16 protein-coding genes and 8 pseudogenes are annotated in these 21,321 nt (G+C 62.2%); 9 read left to right on the top strand and 15 right to left on the bottom strand.

What is annotated here, in order from left to right:
• A pseudogene (locus tag FV230_RS11450) lies at positions 1-230 on the top strand (threonine-phosphate decarboxylase); the annotation flags it as partial.
• On the opposite strand, the gene FV230_RS11445 reads toward FV230_RS11450, so the two are convergent.
• Positions 223-1,404: an MFS transporter gene (locus FV230_RS11445; RefSeq protein WP_147842482.1), complete on the bottom strand. Its 1,182-nt coding sequence runs from the start codon at positions 1,402-1,404 to the stop codon at positions 223-225. The pseudogene FV230_RS11450 and the gene FV230_RS11445 overlap by 8 nt on opposite strands.
• 326 nt (positions 1,405-1,730) lie before the next feature.
• Between FV230_RS11445 and FV230_RS11440 the strand changes: the two genes are divergently transcribed.
• The 3 genes from FV230_RS11440 to FV230_RS11430 all read left to right on the top strand — a co-directional run bounded on the left by FV230_RS11440 (position 1,731) and on the right by FV230_RS11430 (position 5,102).
• A complete protein-coding gene (locus FV230_RS11440) occupies positions 1,731-1,934 on the top strand; it encodes a hypothetical protein (RefSeq protein WP_147726422.1) in 204 nt (67 codons plus the stop codon).
• A 182-nt stretch (positions 1,935-2,116) separates the two neighbouring features.
• Positions 2,117-3,520: a malonyl-CoA decarboxylase gene (locus tag FV230_RS11435; protein WP_147842481.1), complete on the top strand. Its 1,404-nt coding sequence runs from the start codon at positions 2,117-2,119 to the stop codon at positions 3,518-3,520.
• A gap of 46 nt (positions 3,521-3,566) precedes the next feature.
• Entirely contained in the window at positions 3,567-5,102 is a 1,536-nt protein-coding gene (locus FV230_RS11430) for a malonyl-CoA synthase (RefSeq protein WP_147842480.1), read from the top strand.
• Between the two features lie 10 nt (positions 5,103-5,112).
• Here FV230_RS11430 and FV230_RS11425 read toward each other — a convergent pair whose 3' ends face one another.
• The 3 genes from FV230_RS11425 to FV230_RS11415 all read right to left on the bottom strand — a co-directional run bounded on the left by FV230_RS11425 (position 5,113) and on the right by FV230_RS11415 (position 10,123).
• Positions 5,113-5,655 (bottom strand): TetR family transcriptional regulator, encoded by a 543-nt coding sequence (locus FV230_RS11425; RefSeq protein ID WP_147842479.1) that lies wholly within the window; start codon positions 5,653-5,655, stop codon positions 5,113-5,115.
• A gap of 260 nt (positions 5,656-5,915) precedes the next feature.
• Entirely contained in the window at positions 5,916-9,041 is a 3,126-nt protein-coding gene (locus FV230_RS11420; RefSeq protein ID WP_147842478.1) for an efflux RND transporter permease subunit, read from the bottom strand.
• On the bottom strand, positions 9,038-10,123 hold the full coding sequence (locus tag FV230_RS11415; RefSeq protein WP_147842477.1) for an efflux RND transporter periplasmic adaptor subunit: 1,086 nt from the start codon (positions 10,121-10,123) through the stop codon (positions 9,038-9,040). Before FV230_RS11415 ends, FV230_RS11420 begins: the two co-directional genes overlap by 4 nt.
• Here FV230_RS11415 and FV230_RS29585 point away from each other — a divergent pair.
• From FV230_RS29585 to FV230_RS11405, 3 genes and pseudogenes are all read left to right on the top strand, one after another.
• Positions 10,104-10,274, top strand: a complete 171-nt coding sequence (locus tag FV230_RS29585; protein WP_187275474.1) for a hypothetical protein — start codon at positions 10,104-10,106, stop codon at positions 10,272-10,274. The two genes, FV230_RS11415 and FV230_RS29585, sit on opposite strands and share 20 nt — an antisense overlap.
• Positions 10,275-10,307: 33 nt before the next feature.
• Entirely contained in the window at positions 10,308-11,258 is a 951-nt protein-coding gene (locus FV230_RS11410) for an IS481 family transposase (protein ID WP_147842476.1), read from the top strand.
• A gap of 51 nt (positions 11,259-11,309) precedes the next feature.
• Positions 11,310-11,842: pseudogene (locus FV230_RS11405) on the top strand (transposase); the annotation flags it as partial.
• A 52-nt stretch (positions 11,843-11,894) separates the two neighbouring features.
• Here the strand turns inward: FV230_RS11405 and FV230_RS31235 are convergent.
• The 6 genes and pseudogenes from FV230_RS31235 to FV230_RS11380 all read right to left on the bottom strand — a co-directional run.
• Positions 11,895-12,029, bottom strand: a complete 135-nt coding sequence (locus tag FV230_RS31235; RefSeq protein WP_281408280.1) for a hypothetical protein — start codon at positions 12,027-12,029, stop codon at positions 11,895-11,897.
• A 220-nt stretch (positions 12,030-12,249) separates the two neighbouring features.
• On the bottom strand, positions 12,250-13,533 hold the full coding sequence (locus FV230_RS11400) for a sulfotransferase (RefSeq protein WP_147842475.1): 1,284 nt from the start codon (positions 13,531-13,533) through the stop codon (positions 12,250-12,252).
• Positions 13,534-13,691: 158 nt separating this feature from the next.
• Positions 13,692-13,910 (bottom strand): annotated as a pseudogene (locus tag FV230_RS11395) (integrase core domain-containing protein); the annotation flags it as partial.
• Positions 13,911-14,119: 209 nt separating this feature from the next.
• Positions 14,120-15,745 (bottom strand): glycosyltransferase family 4 protein, encoded by a 1,626-nt coding sequence (locus FV230_RS11390; protein WP_147842474.1) that lies wholly within the window; start codon positions 15,743-15,745, stop codon positions 14,120-14,122.
• A gap of 168 nt (positions 15,746-15,913) precedes the next feature.
• On the bottom strand, positions 15,914-17,092 hold the full coding sequence (locus FV230_RS11385; RefSeq protein WP_147842473.1) for a glycosyltransferase family 1 protein: 1,179 nt from the start codon (positions 17,090-17,092) through the stop codon (positions 15,914-15,916).
• Positions 17,093-17,317: 225 nt separating this feature from the next.
• Positions 17,318-17,448: pseudogene (locus tag FV230_RS11380) on the bottom strand (integrase core domain-containing protein); the annotation flags it as partial.
• A gap of 140 nt (positions 17,449-17,588) precedes the next feature.
• Here FV230_RS11380 and FV230_RS11375 point away from each other — a divergent pair.
• A pseudogene (locus tag FV230_RS11375) lies at positions 17,589-17,897 on the top strand (IS481 family transposase); the annotation flags it as partial.
• Between the two features lie 28 nt (positions 17,898-17,925).
• On the opposite strand, the pseudogene FV230_RS11370 reads toward FV230_RS11375, so the two are convergent.
• Positions 17,926-18,276, bottom strand: a pseudogene (locus tag FV230_RS11370) (hypothetical protein); the annotation flags it as partial.
• Positions 18,212-18,364 (bottom strand): annotated as a pseudogene (locus FV230_RS11365) (transposase); the annotation flags it as partial. The pseudogenes FV230_RS11370 and FV230_RS11365, both read right to left, overlap by 65 nt.
• 271 nt (positions 18,365-18,635) lie before the next feature.
• Between FV230_RS11365 and FV230_RS30715 the strand changes: the two are divergent.
• Positions 18,636-18,962, top strand: coding sequence for a transposase (locus FV230_RS30715; protein ID WP_246694829.1), 327 nt, complete (start codon positions 18,636-18,638; stop codon positions 18,960-18,962).
• A gap of 156 nt (positions 18,963-19,118) precedes the next feature.
• Here the strand turns inward: FV230_RS30715 and FV230_RS30710 are convergent.
• The 3 genes and pseudogenes from FV230_RS30710 to FV230_RS11350 form a co-directional block, all read right to left on the bottom strand.
• Positions 19,119-19,514 (bottom strand): annotated as a pseudogene (locus FV230_RS30710) (IS3 family transposase); the annotation flags it as partial.
• Between the two features lie 16 nt (positions 19,515-19,530).
• Positions 19,531-20,979, bottom strand: coding sequence for a phosphomannomutase (locus FV230_RS11355; RefSeq protein WP_147842472.1), 1,449 nt, complete (start codon positions 20,977-20,979; stop codon positions 19,531-19,533).
• The coding region (locus FV230_RS11350; RefSeq protein ID WP_147842471.1) for a cupin domain-containing protein at positions 20,969-21,321 on the bottom strand (353 nt) is incomplete at its 5' end. The genes FV230_RS11355 and FV230_RS11350, both read right to left, overlap by 11 nt.

Here is a 21,321-nt window from a genome sequence, read left to right as displayed (position 1 = left end):
CCGCCGATGCGGGGCGCCTCGACCGCATGATCGCCCGGGCCGGCGGGACGCCGGTCGGCGGAACCGTCCTGTTCCGCACGGCCGATTTTGCCGATGCGCCGGGCCTGTTCCGGCAGCTCGGGACGGCCGGAATCCACGTCCGGCGCTTCGCCGAGGCGCCGGCGCGCCTGCGCTTCGGGCTGCCCGCCGACAGGAACGCCTGGTGCCGCCTGTCGCGGATCCTCAGATGATCGTCGGGCGCCGGTCGAGCACGGCGACGAGCAGGGCGGCGACGGCGAAGGCGATGCCGACCGCGCAGACCCCGCCCCAGCCGGCGAGCAGGAAGGCCTGCGATCCGGCATAGGCGCCGATCGCTCCGAAGACGAACATCGCCGTGAACAGCACGGTGTTGATCCGTCCGCGCGCGCCCGGGACGAGGGCATAGGCGCGGGTCTGGTTGGCGATCAGCGCGCCGTTCATGCCGATGTCGATCAGCAGCACGCCGACGGCGACGGCGGCGAGCGACCACTTGCCGCCGGCCCAGAGCACCGCGAACGCCGCCACGACGAGCAGGCTTCCGCCCACGACCACCGGTCGCGCGCCGCGCAGATCGGTGAAGCGGCCCGAGACCGGCGCGACGAGCGCGCCGCAGACGCCGATCACGCCGAACAGCCCGGCGCCGGCCGCGGTCAGGTTGAACGGCTCGGCCTCCACCAGCAGGGCGAGGGTGACCCAGAACGCGTTGAACGCGGCAAACAGCAGCGCCTGCGACAGGCTGGCGTTGCGCAGCACGGGCTGGGTCTTGGCAAGGTGCAGGATCGACAGCATCAGCGCCCGGTAGCGCAGGCGCTTCGCCGAGGTCCGGGGCAGGGTCGCGGCCGCGACCGCAGCCATCGCGAGCGAGACCACGGCGGCGGCGAAGAACACCGCCCGCCATCCGAGATGCGCGCCGACGAAGCCGCTGACGGTCCGCGCGAGCAGGATGCCGGAAAGCAACCCGGTCATCACCTGCCCGACGATGCGGCCGCGGGTGGCGTCCGGCGCCAGCTCGGCCGCGAACGGCACCGCCTGCTGCGCCGCCGAGGACAGGAAGCCGATCAGGAGGCTGGCGAGCGCCAGGATCGGCAGGTTCGGGCTGAGCGCGGCGACGACGAGCACCAGGCTCAGCGCGAGAAGCTGCGCGATGATCAGCTGGCGCCGCGGCCAGGCATCCCCCAGCGGCACCAGCCCGACGATGCCGAGGCCGTAGCCGACGAGGCAGCCGGTCGGCACCCACAAGGCGGCGCGCGGCCCGAAATCGGCCACCAGCAGCCCGAGCAGCGGCTGGTTGTAGTAGATGTTGGCCACCGCCCCGCCCGCGATCAGCGTCAGCCCGAGCCGCGCCTTCGTGCTCAGGTCGGGATGCGGCACGGGGATGTCGCTCACGAGCGGGGCTCCGTGGCGCGCGAGCGGTTCGGCTCTGTGAGCATGAGACTCGTATCTCTGGTTGCGAGGGATCGCGGTCGGCCTAGGCGCCGACCGGGCGGGTGACAACGGCGGCGCGCGCAGGGCACGGCCGCGTAGGAGTGGCGCACCCGGTTTCGATTCCGCTGCGCCTGCATATGTTTCGTCCACGGGCGATGTTCCACGCGCGGGTCGATTGCTGGCAATCGATTTGGCGATCGCGGCGATTCAGGTTCTGATGCCGTTCATAGGATTGGTGGCACCGATTCGTGCGGCGGAGCGTGACCGACACGACGAGAGAGGGTTGCATGCCGAATTATCGGGTGGATTTCGAGAAGCAGATCTTCGGCCTTCCGTTCACCATCGGATCCGTCGAGATCCAGCGTGCCCGCGACCCCGATCGCGCGCGGCGGGCGGCCGAGCTGAAGTTCGCCCGGCAATACGGCCTCGGCGATTGGCGCGAGCGCGCCGACAGCGCCGTCGTGGCCCAGGCCGGCGACGAGCGCCGCTGAGCGCCCTTCACGGCGGAGCCGGCCACGACGTCCCGGAGTTCCGCTTCGGCCTTCGCGGCCTCACGGGGGGTCTGGCCCTGCGCGCGGTCACACCGTAAACGGTGGGGCCGCCGGCATCGCCGTGCGGGACGACCGGAGCCTCCGCGGCGGCCGGTTTCGAGGCGAGACGCGGACGGCGATCCATGGCGGCGATCTCTTTCTTCGGCGATCTCCTTCAGACCATCAGCGACCGCGGTCGCGACCTCATCAGCTTCGGCCGCGGCGATCTCGCCGCACGGGCCAACGCCGCCGAGCTGGTCAAGCTCTGCGACGACCTGATCTCGCGCCGCGGCGAGGCATCGGGCGTCGCCCTCGCGCGGCTGATCCTCGACCGCTATGCGACGCTCGGCACCGACGAGCGCCACGCCTTCCTGCGCCTGATCGCCGTCGAGTTCGATGCCGACCACGACGCGGTCGACGCCGCGATCCAGGCCTATCGCTCGGACCCGACGCGGGCACGCCTCGGGCACCTGCACGAGGCGGCTGAGCCGCGCTCCCAGGAACTGATCCGCCGCCTCAACCTTGCCCGCGACGGCACGCTGAGCCTGGTCCGGATGCGCGAGGACCTGTTCGACCTGCGCCGCATCCTGCGCGACGAGGGCGAGCCCAACCTGATCGACGCCGCCGACAGCCTCGATTCGGACTTCGAGCACCTGTTCGCCTCGTGGTTCAACCGCGGCTTCCTGGTGCTGCGCCACATCGACTGGACGACGCCGGCTCACATCCTCGAGAAAATCATCCGCTACGAGGCAGTCCACGAGATCGCCGGCTGGGACGACCTTCGCCGCCGGATCGAGCCGGCGGACCGGCGCTGCTTCGCGTTCTTCCACCCGGCACTCGTCGACGAGCCGCTGATCTTCGTCGAGGTCGCGTTGACCAGCGCGATCGCGCCGGCGATCGCGCCGATCCTGTCGCAGGCGCGCGATCCGCTTCCGCTGAAATCCGCCACGACCGCGATCTTTTACTCGATCTCGAACTGCCAGAAGGGCCTGGCCGGCGTCACCTTCGGCAACTTCCTGATCAAGCAGGTGGTCGAGGACCTCGCACGCGAGATCCCGACCCTGAAGACCTTCGTCACGCTCTCGCCGGTTCCGGGTTTCGCGCGCTGGCTCGATCGCGAGCGCCGGGCGGAAGCGCCGCAGGGCCTGACCCGCGACGACGTCGAGGCGCTTCGCCTGCTCGACGAGCCCGATTGGGCGACCGACAAGGCGAAGTCCGATGCCGTGCGCAAGGCGCTGCTGCCGGCGGCGGCCGCCTACTTCCTCCGCGCGAAGAACGAGCGGGGCCGCCCGCTCGACCCGGTGGCGCGCTTCCATCTCGGCAACGGCGCGCGCCTCGAGCGGATCAACTTCCTCGGCGACGTCTCCGGCAAGGGGTTGCGGCAATCCCATGGCCTGATGGTCAACTACCTCTACGACCTGTCGGCGATCGAGAAGAACCACGAGACCTATGCCAACCTCGGCACGGTCTCGGCGTCCGGCGCGGTCTCACGCGAGTTGCGCGCCAACCTGCCTCCGCCGCGTTCCGTCGCGCTCGCCGAGGCCTGAGGCGGTTGGACCGCCGCCGATCATCCGTTTCGCTGAGCGTTGTGTCATGACGAATCATCTCTTCGCGTTGATCCGCGGGGCCCTGCCGGCGGATCCGGCGGCCAGCACCTTCATCGAGACGCCCGACGGGCGCCGCTACAGCTACGCCGACATGCTCGCGCGCAGCGGGGCCTACGCGAACGCGCTGGTGTCCGCGGGCGTCCGCCCCGGCGACCGGGTCGCGGTGCAGGTGGAGAAGAGCGCCGAGGTGGTGTTCCTCTATCTCGGCGCGGTGCGCGCCGGCGCGGTGTTCCTGCCGCTCAACACGGCCTACACCGCCCCGGAGGTCGCCTACTTCCTCGGGGACGCCGAGCCCGCCCTGTTCGTCTGCGACCCGGCCAAGCGCGAGGCGCTGGTGCCGGTCGCCGGGGACGCCGGGACCACCCGCGTGCTCACCCTCGATGCCGCCGGCCGGGGCAGCGCCGCCGAGGCCGCGGACGCGCAGGGCTCGGAGTGCTCCGACGTGCCGCGGGATCCGGAGGATCTCGCCGCGATCCTCTACACCTCCGGCACCACCGGGCGCTCGAAGGGCGCCATGCTCAGCCACGACAACCTCGCCTCGAACGCGCGCACGCTGGTCGAGGCCTGGCGCTTCACCGCCGACGACGTGCTGATCCACGCCCTGCCGGTGTTCCACACCCATGGCCTGTTCGTCGCGATCAACACCGTGCTGGCGTCGGGGGGCAGCATGCTGTTCCTGCCGCGCCTCGACGCCGGGCTGATCCTCAAGCTGATGCCGCGGGCGACCAGCATGATGGGCGTCCCGACCTTCTACACCCGCCTGCTCAAGGATTCGGGGCTGACGCAGGCGGCGACCGCGCACATGCGGCTGTTCACCTCCGGCTCGGCCCCATTGCTGGCCGAGACGCATGCCGCGTGGCGGGCTCGCACCGGTCACGCCATCCTCGAGCGCTACGGCATGACCGAGACCAACATGAGCACCTCGAACCCCTATGAGGGCGAGCGCATCGCCGGCACCGTCGGGTTCCCGCTGCCCGGCGTGGCCCTGCGTGTCATCGACCCGGACACCGGCGCGCGGCTCGGCTCCGAGCAAGTCGGGATGATCGAGGTGAAGGGCCCGAACGTGTTCAAGGGCTACTGGCGCATGCCCGAGAAGACCGCGGCCGAGTTCAAGGTCGACGGCTTCTTCGTCACCGGCGATCTCGGCAAGGTCGACGCCCGCGGCTACGTCCACATCGTCGGCCGCGGCAAGGACCTGATCATCACCGGCGGCTTCAACGTCTACCCGAAGGAGGTCGAGGCCGAGATCGACGCGATGCCGGGCGTCGTCGAATCGGCGGTGATCGGCCTGCCGCACGCCGATTTCGGCGAGGGCGTCACCGCCATCGTGGTGGGTTCGAAGGACGCTCCGGACGAGGCGGCGGTGCTCGCCCATCTCGAAGGGCGCCTCGCCCGGTTCAAATGCCCGAAGCGGGTTCTCTTCGCCGACGACTTGCCGCGTAACGCCATGGGCAAGGTCCAGAAGAACGCCCTGCGGGATCGCCACGCCGATTTGTATCGCGACGCGTCGAAGACGTCCTGATCAGCAGGTTTCAGCCGGCCACCGAAGCGCGCGCGGCGTCGATCAGGTCGTTCGCCAGCGCCTCGTCGTCCACGGCCCGAGCCAAGACGACGGCGCCGACGAGGGTCGACAGCGTCGCCAGCGAACGCTGCCGGCGGCGCTCGCGCGAGGCCTTCGGCGTCAGGTCGGCAAGGATGGCGGCGAGGCGTTCGACCCCGTGGGTGAACCGCGCGCGCACCGGGCTACCCGAGGGCTCCCGCGCGACGTCGTTGGCCAGGGCCGCGAGCGGGCACCCCTTCTCGGGCGCCTGGACGTGCCCGAGCGACAGGTAGTTCCCGACCAGGCTGTCGAGGTTGCCGCGGTATTCCTCCTTGATCGCGCACTCGAAGGCTTCGGCCGCCAGGGCGTCCTTGTTGGCGAATTGGCCATAGAACCCGCCATGCGTCAGGCCGGCCGCCCCCATGATGTCGGCGACCCCGACGCCGTGAAGGCCGCGCTGGCGGAACAGCGCCGACGCCACCTCGACGACGCGCTGCCTGTTCAGCCGCGCCTGCTCCTGAGACACCCTCGGCATCTTCGTCTCCTCGTTTCACGAGCGGCCGCCGCGCGGTCCGGCGGACGATGCGCTAACGCGTCGCATCCGATGTGGATGCGACGCGTCATCTAAATCAGTCCACGGTCGCGCTGTCGCCGGACGCTTTCACCGCCTGGCCGTTGCCGCCAGCACGAAGCGCCGCCCGTTCGACCGTTCAGGGGCATGGGCTCGGGCTGGTCGATCGATCGGGCACTTGCCGCGTCGCATGCGCGGCGGCGAGCGCCCAGCCGCACCAGCCCTCAGGATGGAACAACGCCCGTGGTCGCAGTCGCTCCGTCTCGCCCGGAAACGACCGCGGGGCTCCGCGCATCCGCAGGTGTTCGGGCGACGCGGAACCACAGGGCGTAGAGGGCCGGCAGGAACAGCAGCGTCAGCAGGGTGCCGACGCCGACGCCACCGATCAGGACGTAGGCCAGCGCCCCCCAGAACACCGAGTGGGTGAGCGGGATGAAGGCGAGCATCGCTGCGGCCGCCGTCAGGATCACGGGCCGCGCGCGGCGCACGGTCGATTCCACCACGGCCTCGTAATCCGACAGGCCCGAGGCGCGATCGTGATGGATCTGATCCACCAGGATCAGCGTGTTGCGCATCAGGATGCCCGACAGCGCGATCAATCCGAGGATCGCGTTGAAGCCGAAGGGCTGGTGGAAGATCAGCAGGGTCGGCACCGCGCCGACGAGGCCGAGCGGCGCGGTCGCGAACACCATGAACATGGTGGTGAACGAGCGCACCTGGATCATGATCACCGTCAGCGTGACGATCAGCATGATCGGGAACACGGCGATCAAAGCCGACATCGCCTTGGCGCTCTCCTCGACGGCGCCGGCCGTGTCGATGCGGTAGCCCGGCGGCAGCCTCGCCCGGATCGGATCCAGCAGCGGGAAGATCTGCGCATGGACGTCCGGCGGCTGCTTGCCGTCGAGCACGTCGCTCTGCACCCGGATGTAGCTCTCGCGGTTGTAGCGCTTGAGCACCGCATCCTCGTTCCGGCTTTCCAGGCGTGCGACCTGCGAGACCGGCACCTGCCGGCCGTCCTTCGTCGCGAGCGTCAGGTCGCCGATCTCGCCGAGCGAGCGTCGCTCCGGGCCGGGGCTGCGCAGCAGCACGTCGACCGAGCGCAGGTTCTCGCGGACCTGAGTGGCGGGCGTGCCGTTGAGGTAGCTCTGCAGCTGCTGTCCGGCCTCCTTCGGCGTCAGGCCGATCAGGCGCAGGCGTTCCTGGTCGAGGACGAGGTGAAGGCCCGGCGTCCGGTCGCCCCAGTCGAGATGGACGAGCCGCATGTCGGGATTGCCCGCCATGACCTCGGCGACCTCGGCCGCGATGCGGCGGATGACGTCGAGGTCGGGGCCGACCACCCGGAACGCGACCGGGAATCGGATCGGCGGCCCGAACACGATCTGCAGCACCCGCACGCGCGCCTCGGGGAAGCGGCCGTCCTCGACGAGCTTGCGCACCTTCGCCCGGAGGGCGTCGCGGGCCTCAGCGTCCGCGGTCTGCACCACGATCTGCGCGAAGGCCGGGTCCGGCAGCTCGGGATCGAACGACAGCACGAAGCGCGGCATGCCCTGGCCGATATAGCTCGTGATCTCCTTGGCCTCCGGCAGGTCGCGCATCGCCGCCTCGACGCGCTGCACGGTGGCCTCGGTGGTGGCGAAGGCCGACCCGGTCGGCAGCGTGACCTCGACGATCAATTCGGGCCGCTCGGAGTTCGGGAAGAACTGCTTCTCGACGCGGCCCATCCCGATGACCGCGACCACGAACAGCGCCACGGTGATGCCGGCTGCCGCCCACTTGTGATCGACCGAGGTGCGCACGATCCGGCGCAGGCGCTGGTAGTTCTTCGTCGCGTAGATCGCCGCGTGGCCGCCCGCGACCGGCTCGATGTTCGGCAGCAGCTTGACGCCGAGATAGGGCGTGAAGGTCACGGCCACGATCCAGGAGACGACGAGCGAGAACGCCACCACCCAGAAGATGTTGCCGGCATATTCGCCGGCCGTGGAGGCGGCGAAGCCCACCGGCAGGAACCCGGCGATGGTCACCAGCGTGCCGGTGAGCATCGGTGCGGCGGTGGCGCTCCAGGCATGGGTCGCGGCCTCGATCCGGTCGGCGCCTTCCTCCATGCGCACCACCATCATCTCGATGGCGATGATCGCGTCGTCGACGAGCAGCCCGAGCGAAATGATTAGCGCGCCGAGGGTAATGCGGTCGAAGTCGCGCCCCGTCAGCATCATCACCACGAACACCGCCGACAGGGTCAACGGCACGGCCAGCGCCACGACGATGCCGACGCGGAAGCCGAGCGCCACCAGGGACACGAAGATCACCACCGACAGCGCGGTGAAGAACTTGACCATGAACTCGTGGATCGCCGCGTCGATGACCTTGGCCTGATCGGTGATCTTGGTGAAGCCGATTCCGAGGGCGAGGTCGTGATGGATCGCGACCTCCTCGGCATTGAGCGCCTCGCCGAGCTTGAGGCCGTTGAAGCCGGGCTTCATCACCAGGCCGAGCATCAGGGCCGGCTCGCCGTCGTTGTGGATCGCGAAGCCTCTGGGGTCCTCGTAGCCGCGCTTCACCTCCGCGATGTCGCCGAGCTTGAGGCTGCGGTCGCCCGCCGCCACCGGCAGGCCGCGGATCGCGTCGAGCCCGTCGATGGCGCCGTCCAGGCGAAGGTAGACCCGCGGCCCCGCTGTCTCGACGAAGCCGGCCGGCGTCACGTCGTTCTGGTTGGCGAGCGACGCCAGCAGCTGCTGGCCGGTGATCCCGAGCGTGGCCAGGCGCTGGTACGAGATCTCGACGAAGATCTTCTGCGCCTGCTCGCCGAGGATGTTGATCTTCTCGACGCCGGGCAGCCGCAGCAGGCGCTGGCGCAGGGCCTCGGCCTGGAGCACGAGCTGGCGGTGCGGCAGCCCCTTGGCCTGGAGCGCGTAGAGCGCGAAGTAGACGTCCGAGAACTCGTCGTTGAACAGCGGCCCCATCACCCCGCGGGGCAGGCTGGAGGCCTGATCGGACAACTTCTTGCGCGCCTGGTAAAACTCCGACTGCACCTTCCCCGGGGGCATGTTGTCCTTGAGGTAGACCTTCGTCACCATCAGGCCCGGGCGCACGGTGGTCTCGGCGCGGTCGTAGTAGACGAGCTCCTGCAGCCGCTTCTCGAGCGGGTCGGCGACCTGACGCTGCATCTCCTCGGCGGTGGCGCCCGGCCACGCCGCCGAGACCGTCATGGTCTTGACGGTGAAGGCCGGGTCCTCGCCGCGGCCGAGCTTCTGGAAGGCGAAGATGCCGGCGACCGTCACGGCGATCAGCAGGAACAGCGTGACCGCCCGCTCGCGGACGGCGAGCGCGGAGAGGTTGAAGCCGCTCATCGCTTCGCCCCCGTCAGGTTCGCGTCCGCCTGGCGCACCTTCTCGCCGGGCTTGAGCAGGTGGGCGCCGAGCGCCACGATGCGATCGCCCGGGCTCAGGCCCGCGACGACCTCGGCGCGCTCCTCGCCCATGCGCGCGACCCGCACGGCCTGCTCCCGCACCGTTTCAGTCTCGGCGTCGTAGCGCCAGACCGCGGTGCCGGCGCCCCGGTCGAACAGGGCCGCGAGCGGCACCTCCACCGCGGGCTCGCGCCGGACGTCGTGGTCGGCGAGCCGAAGGGTGACCGTCGCCCCGAGCGGCGCAGCCTCGCCGCCGCCCGACAGGATGTAGCGCGCCCGGTAGGTGCGGGTCGCGGGGTCGGCCGTCGCCGACAGCTCGCGCAGGCGCGCCGGATAGGTCGCCTCGCTCTCGGCGTAGAGGGTGGCCGAAGCGTTCCCCTGCGCCGCGCGCCGGCTGCCCTCGGGCAGGAACACCTCCGCCTCCCGCGATCCGTCGCGGGCGAGCTTCACCACGGTCTGGCCGGCGGCGACGACCTGTCCCGGCTCGGTCGGCACCTCCATCACCACGCCGTCGGCATCGGCCTGGAGCTCGGCGTAGCCCGCCTGGTTGGCGATCTGGCTCGCCTGCGCCTCCGCATTGGCGAACTGCGCGATGGCGGCATCGGCCGCGCCCTTGTTCTGGTCGTAGGCCTGGATCGAAGTCCAGCCGTCGGCCACGAGCTTGCGGCTGCGCGCTTCGTCGGCCTTGGCCTTGATCATCTGCGCGCGGGCCGCCTCGACGGACGCCTTGGCGGCGTTCAGCGCGAGCCCGAAATCGGTTCGATCGAGGCGCATCAGCGGCTGCCCGAGGCGGACGCGGTCCCCCGGATCAACGAGCCGCTCGAAGATCTTGCCGCCGACGCGGAAGCCGAGATTGCTCTCCGTGCGCGCCCGAACGACCCCGGTGTAGCGCGAGACCGCCCCCTCGGCCGGGGCGACCGCGACGGTCTGAACGAGCGGTGGTTTCTCAGGCACCGCCGTCTCGGCCGGCGAGCACGCCGCCAAAGCGAGGCTCGTCAGCAACATGACCATACCGACATTCATCGCCGCTTCCTCGACACCGATCGAACTCGCCATTAAAATGATGATCGTCATCTATTATGGGCCGGTGATGTCGTCAATGGCGAGGGCGCCGCGATTCGGTGAATCGGGGTCGGAAAGAGCGGTCCGCCTGTTTGATCCCGAGGTGTGGTGATACGATTGAGCACCATGCTGCGAGGGATGCGCTATGGGCCAGGTTCTTCATGGAAGCGCCACCACGACGGAGACGGTCCGTCGCGCGATCCAGTTACGTGAAGAGAGCGTAAGAGCGCTGGCCAAGCGCTACGGCGTCAGCCCAACGACGGTGCAGAAATGGCGCAAACGGACGAGCACGGCAGATGCCCGGATGGGACCCAAGGAACCGCGCTCCACCGTGCTCACAGTCGAGGAGGAAGCGATCATCGTCGCATTCCGTCGGCACACGCTTCTGCCGCTTGACGACTGCCTCTACGGCTTGCAGCCGACGATCCCGCACCTAACCCGATCCTCGCTGCATCGCTGCCTGGAGCGAAACGGTATCAGTCGACTGCCCGAGATTGACGGCGACAAGCCCAAGAAGCAGCGCTTTGCGAGTTACGCCATTGGCTACGTCCATATCGACATCGCCGAGGTCAGCACGGCTGAGGGCAAGCTCAGGCTGTTTGTCGCCATCGACCGCACCAGCAAGTTTTCCTTCGTGCGGCTCGTGGAGAGCGCCGGCAAGATGGAGGCGGCGCAGTTCCTACGCGACTTCATCGAGTCGGTGCCTTACCGCATCCACACCGTGCTCACAGACAACGGCGTTCAGTTCACATCACGCCGGCAGGATATCTACGACAGCCAGCACATCTTCGACCGTGTGTGCGACGAGCACGACATCGAGCATCGGCTGACAAAGGTGAACCATCCTTGGACCAACGGACAGGTCGAACGGATGAACCGCACGATCAAGGACGCCACGGTCAAGCGCTATCACTACGACAGCCATGACCAGCTTCGAACGCACCTGCATCTGTTCGTCGATGCCTACAACCACGCTCGCAGGCTCAAGACCCTCAGAGGCCTCACACCTACCGAGTTCATCCTCAATGCCTGGACGAAAGAGCCCGAGCGCTTCAGGATCGACCCGTCACACCTCATCCCGGGACCATACACCTAGTGCGGACGGCGTAGGTTTAGGTGTGATTCACGGCTCCCACGGGAGGGGCCGATGGATCAGTTCTGGCTGACGGGCGAGCAGTTTGCGCGGATCGCACCGCAGCTGTCCACCTACACGCGGGTTAAGGAGCGCGTGGACGACCGGCGCGTGATCGGTGGTATCGTCCACGTGCTCAAATCCGGCGGCTGCTTGACGGACGCGCTGCGGGACGTCTACGGGCCGAAGAAGACGTTCTACAACCGCTACGTGCCCTGGGCGGCCAAGGGGGTCTGGGTCGGGCTGTTCGAGACACTGGCACAGGCCGGCGGACCGCCTTCCCAGGTGCCGATCGACTCCACCGCCGTTGTTCGCGCGGCGGGCGCACGACCAAGATCCACGTCCTCACCGACCGCGCCTGCCGGCTGCTCGCCTTCCTGCTGACCGGTGGGCAGGTCGCCGACTGCAAGTCCGGCGCGCTGCTGCTCGAACGTTTGCCCGCCTGCCGCGTCGTGCTGGCCGACAAGGGCTACAACAGCGATCCCATCCGCCAACAGATCGAGGCGGCCGGAGCCACACCCAACATCCCGCCCAAGGTCAACCGGTGCTGAAAGCCGTGCTTTTTGCCCGTGCTTTATCGCGGGCGCAACGCCATCGAGCCTAGTCGATCTGCAGGCTGCCATATTTCTTGCGCCAGCGATAATAAATCTGCTCAGAGAACTTCCCATCGTTACACGCGAGCGCCAAATTCTTGCCCTGTGCCGTCTGAACCTTGATCTGGCGCAGATCCAGCACTACCTACTCCGCAATCGCCTATGATCTTTGCTTCATGTTTAGCTCCTTCGGTCCTGGCTGGCTCTTCCAATCACCCAGGTCCAAAACAAGCCGGTTAGGCCGAATCAAGTCGAAATCAAATGTGCGACCTCGCGGTAGAACCAAATATCCAAAGCTCAGCGATTCGGCATAGTTTGTTATATCAATTAGCTTGTTTGATGTACCGTTTCTACTATGACGTCTACATAACAGTTACACATAGCGATATAATGCCAAGACCGATAGCTCTCGTGTCGCCAGATGGTTCGTATGAAGCCTTCTTAGGTCGAGGAATTGAAAATAGAATTTCAACTAGCCCATTTTTCACTACATACATTCTGCCAAGATTGGCGCTATAGCTCGTAGCATACTCAGCAGAATTCTCAATAATTTCTAGTTTGCTATCGTTGACCTTGACACCAAAAACAAAATTTCCGATCGGGCCAACAAAACCGATGTAGGAAAGATCCATCCATATATTTTCTGACTCTCTGGCATCTTTAATGATTAACACGATACGCGCGTGGACGCCGTCAGTCCAAACACCCCAATTTTCTGCCCCACAAAAACCTTCGCGAGTCACACGACTTAGCATACCGTTGTTAATATTAATCACATCTCCTGAGCTTACTCTAAATGGTAAAACAGAGTAATCTTTAAGGATAGTTTCAACATTTGTACTTGACCAAATGTCCGCAAGAGGACCAACCCGGTCTGTAATATATCGCCTTTGCATTGACGTCATCGCAAAACCACCTTCGGGACGATCAAAAGGAACGACAATGTTCTTGAATTTATTTTCTATTCCTAATTTTTCTGCAAGCCGTTCCATTTCTTTATCAAAATTAACATATAAATCCTCATATTTGAAAAATATCGCATCACTTTTTTCTCTCTGGGAAGCCGCAAATTCCAAATTCTCAACCCACTCTTCTATTGCTTCATCGATTGTTTGGACGTGCCAAATATCTTTTCCAATTGCAGCATTTTTTGCTCTGACCATCGAAGAACGAACAACATCAAAAGGATGGCGCAGGATAAATATCGTTACAATACCTTCATATATTCGCCTTAAATTATCAAGATATTTTTTATCAATAATATTTGTTACCTTGTCACCAACTACAAGAAGGTCGTTTTTTTTGAAGCACGCCGAATAAATCGCCTTTACGATGTTATGAAAATCACGATTGCGCTGCGGAATAGGGTATAAATTATCTTCGATTACTCCCGATGCATCTTGCGGGCAATACTCCTGTTGTGAAGAACTACTTATTTCTACGCACGGATCTATACGCCTATTTTCTTCTAAAGACTCTGACTTGGCAGATCTGATTCGCTCCTCAGCAAAAAGGGCATCTACGTAATTTTCTAACTTTTCCATTCCATATTCATGAAAGCATGCGACGCTCGAATGAGTATTCAAAATTTGCTGAATAAGCGTAGTCCCGCTTCTTGCTGCGCCCATAACAACTAAGTACTTCATTCAACTAGCCCCCTAAAATCGTCGAATTGATAGTTTCAGAATTGTTCCGTTTGAATAGATTTATTTGACAAATATTGTCACATCTATTACCAATTATATATCACAGGAAGGTTCGCCGCGCCAGTGGCCTGCCCTCATACGGTGGCCCAAGTTCGAAGTTAGTGCATCGTCGGTCGCGTGACGATGGCGGGGCTTACGAGCGGCGTTGAGCTGCTCGGTTCGGTTGGCCAGATGACGACTCCCGGCGCAGGCGGGTGGTAGCCGAGCGACGAGTGCGGGCGGATGCTGTTGTGATGCTTCCGCCATTGCTCGATGACGACGCTGGCCTCCTTCAGGGTGTAGAACACCTCGCCGTTGAGGCGTTCATCCCGCAGACGAAATAGCGCCAACGCGGTCCACGCAGGATAGATACCCCGCTTGTCGAGCTCACGCCGAACCGCTTGGCCGCCTTACGGCGCGACGCGCTTTCCTCCTACGGCAGCGACAATACGTTTACGCAGATCAACGGATAAAGCTGACGACAGGCGGCTCGCCCGCGAAATCAAGCAGGGAAGCACATCAAGCTCCGAGCCTAAACTTAAGAGGCTCACCTCGGTCGGACGCCGTTCTGGTTAGTCTTTCGCCAAAACAAACCGCGGAGCCGACATTTAAATACCTTGCGTATAAAATTGGCATGATTAGACTCGATCGCATCATCATCGTAGTTTTCTATCGCAATCTTTTTTAATCTGACGCCCAAAAATCTCTCGTCGCTTTTTATGCCTCTAGGACGAGGCTTTCCCAATTTTTGTATTTGTATATACAGCTCAATTTGTCCATCACTATTAAAATCCGAAGCGGACGTCTCAAAAGCAAATGTCATATTGGTTTCAGTTTTATGACAAATCTTACTAATGTGGTGCGCAGAAGCTGTGTAAATATCTACAGCGGTTTGCTCTCTCCTATTAGAAAGCAAATCAATAAAAATGCGAATCTTGAGATGATCGCTCACAAATGGGTTGGATATCTTTATTATCGCAATTCTGTCCTTGCTCCATGTCCCTTCCTCCTCAAAATCATGCCAACCTGAATATAACATATTCTTCAGCAATAGACCTTGAGAAATAAGCAACTTACGTTTCTTATTTTGAAAACCTTCTTCGAAATTGGCTTTTGCAGCTATACCTACCCCATTAATACTTATCTCAGACGAGATTTGTCTCGTCCACTTTCCAACTAATGCAAGAGTTCGAGACCACAGTAACTCATCAAGATCAATACTTTGAGCTTCAGAGATTGAATGAGTTGATGCATCTGAAGCAAGACAATCCCGAATTAAATCACGAAATTTATCTGGGTCATCGCTGATATGAACATTTGGAAAAGAAGCAAATCTTTCGTAACCCCTGAATGCTTTAGACGTTGCAATTATGGGCTTTCGGCTATATAGAGCCTCTGCGGTTTTAAGATTTGTCCCGCCGCCCGAGACAATAGGAAGTATGATTGCTTTTGATAAAACGAAAAACGTTGCAAGACCGCCGGCATCTTGACTTCCCAACAGGTGAAGTCGAGGCATAATTAAACCGCGATTTCTCCGCACTACTAAATTGGTAGATAAAAGTGAGCATACGCCCCCGACAACAAGAATTTTTTCATTAGGAGCCATGAAACTCAGATCAGTGCCCAGCATCGTAATGAAGCCCTCCGCATTTGGCGGATGCGCCGAGCCGACAAACAACGCAGAAGAAGAATGGCGCAGTGCATTACTCCAATAGTCGAAGCCGCCCGGAGCTGGTTTAGGAGAAACGCCATTCGTAGCAACAAGTACAGGTTTACCAAAGGTACGATAATATTCAGCGTCTGCCTCGCTTACCGCTACAATACCGTGCGAAGACCTACAAAGGTCCGACTCTAAGTCCATGACCTCTTCAGCAAGTTTTTTTGAAACAATCTCTTCTAAATCAGGCGCGCTTGAATCAATAAGTCTAAACTCTACGTTTTGAGATCCATAGATAATAGTGGTCTTGTGCCTTGAATTTTCGGTTAAGTACCTCTTTACGACGGGCCAAAGCCAAGGTTGCTCCAACCATACGACATCAGGATTGAATTCGTTTAGATACCCTTCGAGCGATTTAAAGTGCTCTTCGTGCATATCAAATACAGTCGAAACGTGTACATCTGTTCGTTTTTGATTCGAATTGAAATAAATTTGCGTATTAATGTCGAGAGACAAGGACCATTCGGATTCCTCCGTAGGCTGCGTAGCGCTTGTATGGACTGATACACTCCTAACGCGAACCCCGTCTCCGGCGAATGCCTCCATTATAGCATTCAAACGAATTTGACCCCCGTGAATCGTGGCAAAGGGCCGGTAAGTGGAAAACAGTACAATATTCATCGACTAGAAATCCCACTCAACAAGCAAGCCATCGACATCGTGTTTGAATGATAGCATTGCAGAGTACCAGGTTTGAACATTATAATTAGATTTTATGTATTTTGATTTTTCTGAACGAAGCTCTGGATCGGCAAGGTATTTTTTAATTGTTTTTTTCCAGCCCGTATAATCAAACGGGTCGAGCAGATCGCAGAATGAACCAGCCGCCTCTGGCATTGATGATGAATTTGAGGCGATACACGGCGTGCCTCGCGCGAGGCTTTCAGCTATCGGAAGCCCCCAGCCTTCATAAAGCGATGGATAAACACTAAACATCGCATTGTTATACAACCACTCGAGGTTACTATCACTAACATTGTTTAGAAGAACTATTTTTTCGGGATACAATCTAACGCAATTCTCAATACTTATTACAAAGTTCTCGGTGTTCCAGCCTTTGTTTCCAACAAATACAAGCTTCGGCACACTATCATATTCACTTTCGTCAAATGAGCGCCAAATGTCAAATAGCAACCTATGATTTTTCCGCGGCTCTATTGTGCTTATATAAAGTACAAACCCATCTTTACGCAATCCGAGTTGTATGTCAGTTGTGAATGAACTAGAAGGAATGTCGCATCCGAGTCTCAAGGTGTAAATCGGTCCGGTGTACCGGCATTTTAGTTTGTCAGCAAAGGCAATTAAATCCTTTTTCGTGCTTTCAGAGATCGCAAATATTGCGTCAGCCGTCCAAATTGTGTCAACAATAAATTTTGGAAATAGTATATCCATGCCGGGCACACAGTACTCCGGCATTATAATCGGTATGATATCATATACGACTTGTATAACTTTGAAATTTATCAGTTTCTTTTTATTATATACTACTCCAAAAAAATCTATATCCCACTGTAGTCCTGCGCTAATTAGCACAGATTTACTTGAAAATGAATAAAACGCATTGGTCGAAGATATTAAGTCTGATGGATCCGGAACGAACGCTTCTAAATCAGGGAACAGAGCAACTATTTGCTGTTGTGATACACGCCGAAAATCCTGTTCGTCCCTATCATAATATATAAGATCAGTGTTGCAATGATGTTGAATAAAAAATCGCGCAATCTCTCTCTCTGTTCTAACAATTCCTACGGCATTATTGTTTACCCAGCGCAAAGCCGTTGAAACATCTATGACTACTTTCATATTTAATATTCCTGATTTTTGTAATTGAACTTATATTCGCGCTTTGATATTTCCAAATGCATACTTTTGTGCACATGTGTCCTTAGCGGTAATCCAACCTCGATTTATTGTAATCAATAACAGCAGGGGAGGTGATGCAGTCTGCGGTCTGCGCACATTCGGTGGCCCGGGTTCGAAATAAGGCATTATCGGTCTGGGGTTAACCCAGCGAGCGATCGTCGGCCATGCAAGCTCTCGGGCCGTGACAGTTTGGTCGGCGAAGGCTGCGGGCGTCAAGCCGTCAAGGGCCGTGTGGGGTCGATCTTCGATGTAATGGCATCCCATTCTCCTATGCGCTTACGCGCATGCGCCAGCGAAAAAACTACGCGGCGTTCAGGTATCCTGCATCTAGCTGTTTGGTTGCGGAATGTCGTTAGGTTTTGGCACGTTGGTCGATCAAAGCCCATACTTGGCGGTTCGTGGGTGTGCGCAGCCGTGCTGGCAGGAGGGCCCGCTGATGCTCGCTATCCATCCCCAGACCCGCACCACCCCGGCTGTCCGCACCGAGATCGTGCGCTCGCCCGAAAGCTCCGGCGTGCTAGCCAAGCGCTACGGCGTGTCCACCGAGACCATCGGCAAATGGCGCAAACGCGGCCCCGACGCCTGCCAGGATCGCTCCGCCCGACCCCATAAGCTGCCCTGGCGCGCCAGCGATGAGGAGCGCGCCATCGTGTGCGCGCTCCGCCGCTCTACCGGCTTTCCCCTCGACGCGCTGACCTTCGTCGTCAGCCACTTCCTGCCGCATCTGAACCGGGACGCCGTCTATTGAACCGCGTCGGGTTGTCCGGAGGCCCCAACTCTTGATAGAGGTAGCGCCACTGACCGCGGACCTTGACGGAGGTCTTGTCGATGCGCACCGACCCGCAGTGCGAGTTGCGGATTGCTTGAAGCCTCTTCTCGATCAGTGGCTCGTAGGCGAGTACCTAGCGGTACAGGCTGCTGTGATCGACGTCCAGGCCGCGTTCCAGGAACAGTTCCTCGATACCGCGATAGCTGAGTGGGTAGCGCAGATACCAAACGACGGCTTTTACGATGAGCGTCGCCTCGAAGTGCCGGCCCTTGAAGTCGGCCTTAGAGCGTCTAACAGAACCGTCTGCATTGGCTGAGTGTGACGAGGGCGCAGGCGAGGGTCGTGAAGGCGAGATGGATGTCCGCGCGGCGTTCGTAGCGGATGGCCAAGCGTCGGAATCGCGCCAGCCACGCCGGCGTACGCTCGACGACCCAGCGGTGGCGACACGCCCCATCGGTGCGTCCCGCAACGCCGTGCGCCGCTGGGTCCGGGCGGCCCGGTTCATGCCCTACCGTCGAGCGCCGGGTTCAAGCCGGCTTGACCATCTTCTCTCCTTCGTCTAGGCGCGCTGGCAGGAGGGCCAGCACAGCGCCATCGTCCTTCATCGCGAGCTGCACGCTCAGGGCTTCATCGGCAGCTACGATATCGTCCGACGCTGTCGCGCGACGAAGGCAGGGTGCGTCGGCGCGACGACTGTCCGCTCGGATCCCCTCAATGCGCTTCATCACCCGGTGGCTGACCAGCGACCCGGCCGCGCTAGTGCAGGAGGATCGCGCCTTCACCGAAGCGCTTTGCAGCGTCGAGCCGAAGCTGAAGCGGGCCGCCGAAGATTTCCGTGCCTTTGCCGACCTCCTGCGCCAGAACGATCCTGCCGGACTGACGCCGTGGCTGGAGGCTGCAGCCGCGACCGATCTTGGCGGCTTTGTCACCGGGCTCCGCCAGGACGAGGCCGCCGTGCGCGCAGCCATCGTCGAGCCCTGGAGCAACGGTCCTGTCGAGGGACAGGTCAACCGCCTGAAACTGATCAAGCGTAGCATGTAGGGCCGCGCAGGATTCGATCTACTGCACCAGCGCGTCTACATGCCGCTTGAGCCGTGACCGGCAGAGCTTGACGGGACAATCGACCCGCAGCACCGAAAATGCGGATGAACCCCGATCCGAGACTGTTTGACATCCTCGGTTTCAAGGAAACGGACATTAGCTCGCATTCCGTTCGGCTTGCCCAAGTGAGTTGTAACCGAGTGCCGATTGAATGGGCTGCCGACTACAGTAGCCTTCAATCTAGTAGAACAAGTGACGTCGTGCCTCGTCCTGAGTCGTCCATCGTCTTTGTTGGTTGAATTCGACCTTCAGGGTGTGCAAGAAATTTTTCATCGCGGCGTTGTCGTAGCGGCAGCCTAACCGGCTTAAGGCGGGCGTCGTTTTCATGTCAGAGATCCGCTTTCAGTAGGCTTCGGTCGCGTATTGACTGCCGCGATCCTAGTGACAGATGGGCCCGGTCCTCGGCCGCTGCCGATGGGTGGCCATCACCAGGGCGGACAACGTCAGTTCGGTCCGCGTGTGATCCCGCAGGGACCAGCCGGCTACTGATCTCCTGCAGATCGGACGACTACGATCGTCCGGCCTCCGCCTCCATCGCAGCCGCCGCCGCCGAAAGCCCCCAGCCGAGAAGCGCCTTGGCCTCCGCGGCGGTTCGCGCCTCCGTGTAGCACCGCAGCTCGGGCGCATTGCCGGAGGCGCGGAAGTGGACCGTGCGCCCGCCGTCGAGTTCGATCCTGATCCCGTCCTGGTCGTCCGCGGCCTCAGGCGTGCCGACCGGTTGCAGGAACGTCCGTCGGAACGACGGGTCGCCGAGCCGACGCAGCAGCGCGCCGCTGCGCTCGGCCGGCGTCTCGGGAAGGCGGTCGCTCGCCATCTCGCCGACGTTCAGCGACGCGACGAGGTCGGCCAGGGTCGATCCGGCCTGCCGCGCCGCGGCCAGGGTCGCGAGGATGGGCAGCATCGCGTCGCGCGTGGGCAGGGCGGCCAGGACCTTGCCCTCGATGGCGACGTCGGACCCGAGCAGGAAGCCGCCATTCGCCTCGAAGCCTGCGGTCGCCCTCGCCCCCGCCCGCTTCGCCTGCTCCATGCCGGCGATGACGAACGGCGAACCGACGCGGGTGCGCAGCACCTGCCCGAATCCGCCGGCCAGCTCGATGGCCGAGCCCGCGGTAACCGGCACCACCACGGTGTCGACACCGAGATACCGCGCGGTGATCAGGCCGAGCACGTCGCCGCGCAGGATGCGCCCGGCGGCATCCGCGACCAGCGGCCGGTCGGCGTCGCCGTCCGTCGTGACCAGGGCATCGAAGTCGCCCGAGGTCATGACGTCGGCGATGAAGGCGATATCCTCCGGGCGGTGGGCCTCGGTATCGATCGGGACGAAGGTCTCAGAGCGGCCGATCGGCGTCACCTGCGCGCCGAACGCCGCGAGCAGGTCGGCCATCAGGTCTCGGGCGACGGAACTCTGCTGATACACGGCGACCCGTACGCCGCGCAGGAGGTCGGGCGCGAACACGTCGCCGTAGCGGCGGCGATAGCGGCCGATCACGTCCGGGTCCGGGATCGCATCGACGGGGTCGGCCATGGTCCCGACCGTCGCGACGTCGCCGAGGGCGGCCAGGATCGCGACTTCGTCGGCCTTGGTGATCTCGCCGTCGGGCCGGTAGAACTTCAGACCGTTGCGGTCCTGCGGGATGTGGCTGCCGGTGACCATCACGGCACAGGCCCCGCGCCGGATCGCCTCGAGCGCTAGGGCCGGTGTCGGAAGGGGGCCGCAATCGATCGCCTCGAACCCCGCGGCGGCCGCGGCGGTGGCGACGGTGGCCGCGATGCCCGCGCTGCTGCCGCGCAGGTCGCGCCCGATCACCACGGTGCGGTTCGCGCAGGCCGAGCCGACGGAGCGGAAGAACGCGCCGGCATAGGCGTAGCTCGGCCACCCCACGAGGTCCGTCACCAGGCCGCGCAGGCCGCTCGTGCCGAACTTTAAACGGCTTACGACAGCGCCCTCAACGTCCATAGATATCTTCGACGCGGATGATGTCGTCTTCTCCGGTATAGGATCCGACCTGGACCTCGATCAGCTCGAGCGGGATCCTGCCGGGGTTGGCCAGGCGGTGCATTGCGCCGATCGGCAGGTACACCGCCTCGTTCTCGTGGACGAGGACCAGGCGCTCGCCCAGCGTCACCTCCGCCGTGCCCTTCACCACCACCCAGTGCTCGGCGCGGTGGAAATGCTTCTGCAGCGACAGGCGCCCGCCCGGCGTCACCATGATGCGCTTGACCTGGAAGCGCTCGCCGATGTCGACGCGCTGGTACCAGCCCCAGGGCCGGTACATCCGCCGGTGCGCGTCGGCCTCCG

Origin of the sequence: Methylobacterium sp. WL6 (assembly GCF_008040095.1) — a bacterium.
GTDB lineage: Bacteria > Pseudomonadota > Alphaproteobacteria > Rhizobiales > Beijerinckiaceae > Methylobacterium.
The sequence above is the reverse complement of the archived record's forward strand: the minus strand, read 5'-3'. Positions and strand labels throughout refer to the sequence as shown.

Bases quoted from the DNA above. Each gene is read 5' to 3' on its own strand.
- FV230_RS11440 (WP_147726422.1), top strand. From the start codon at position 1,731: ATGCCGAATTATCGGGTGGATTTCGAGAAGCAGATCTTCGGCCTTCCG.
- FV230_RS11435 (WP_147842481.1), top strand. From the start codon at position 2,117: ATGGCGGCGATCTCTTTCTTCGGCGATCTCCTTCAGACCATCAGCGAC.
- FV230_RS11430 (WP_147842480.1), top strand. From the start codon at position 3,567: ATGACGAATCATCTCTTCGCGTTGATCCGCGGGGCCCTGCCGGCGGAT.
- FV230_RS11425 (WP_147842479.1), bottom strand. From the start codon at position 5,655: ATGCCGAGGGTGTCTCAGGAGCAGGCGCGGCTGAACAGGCAGCGCGTC.
- FV230_RS11420 (WP_147842478.1), bottom strand. From the start codon at position 9,041: ATGAGCGGCTTCAACCTCTCCGCGCTCGCCGTCCGCGAGCGGGCGGTC.
- FV230_RS29585 (WP_187275474.1), top strand. From the start codon at position 10,104: ATGACCATACCGACATTCATCGCCGCTTCCTCGACACCGATCGAACTC.
- FV230_RS11415 (WP_147842477.1), bottom strand. From the start codon at position 10,123: ATGAATGTCGGTATGGTCATGTTGCTGACGAGCCTCGCTTTGGCGGCG.
- FV230_RS11410 (WP_147842476.1), top strand. From the start codon at position 10,308: ATGGGCCAGGTTCTTCATGGAAGCGCCACCACGACGGAGACGGTCCGT.
- FV230_RS11400 (WP_147842475.1), bottom strand. From the start codon at position 13,533: ATGAAGTACTTAGTTGTTATGGGCGCAGCAAGAAGCGGGACTACGCTT.
- FV230_RS11385 (WP_147842473.1), bottom strand. From the start codon at position 17,092: ATGAAAGTAGTCATAGATGTTTCAACGGCTTTGCGCTGGGTAAACAAT.
- FV230_RS30715 (WP_246694829.1), top strand. From the start codon at position 18,636: ATGCGCTTCATCACCCGGTGGCTGACCAGCGACCCGGCCGCGCTAGTG.
- FV230_RS11355 (WP_147842472.1), bottom strand. From the start codon at position 20,979: ATGGACGTTGAGGGCGCTGTCGTAAGCCGTTTAAAGTTCGGCACGAGC.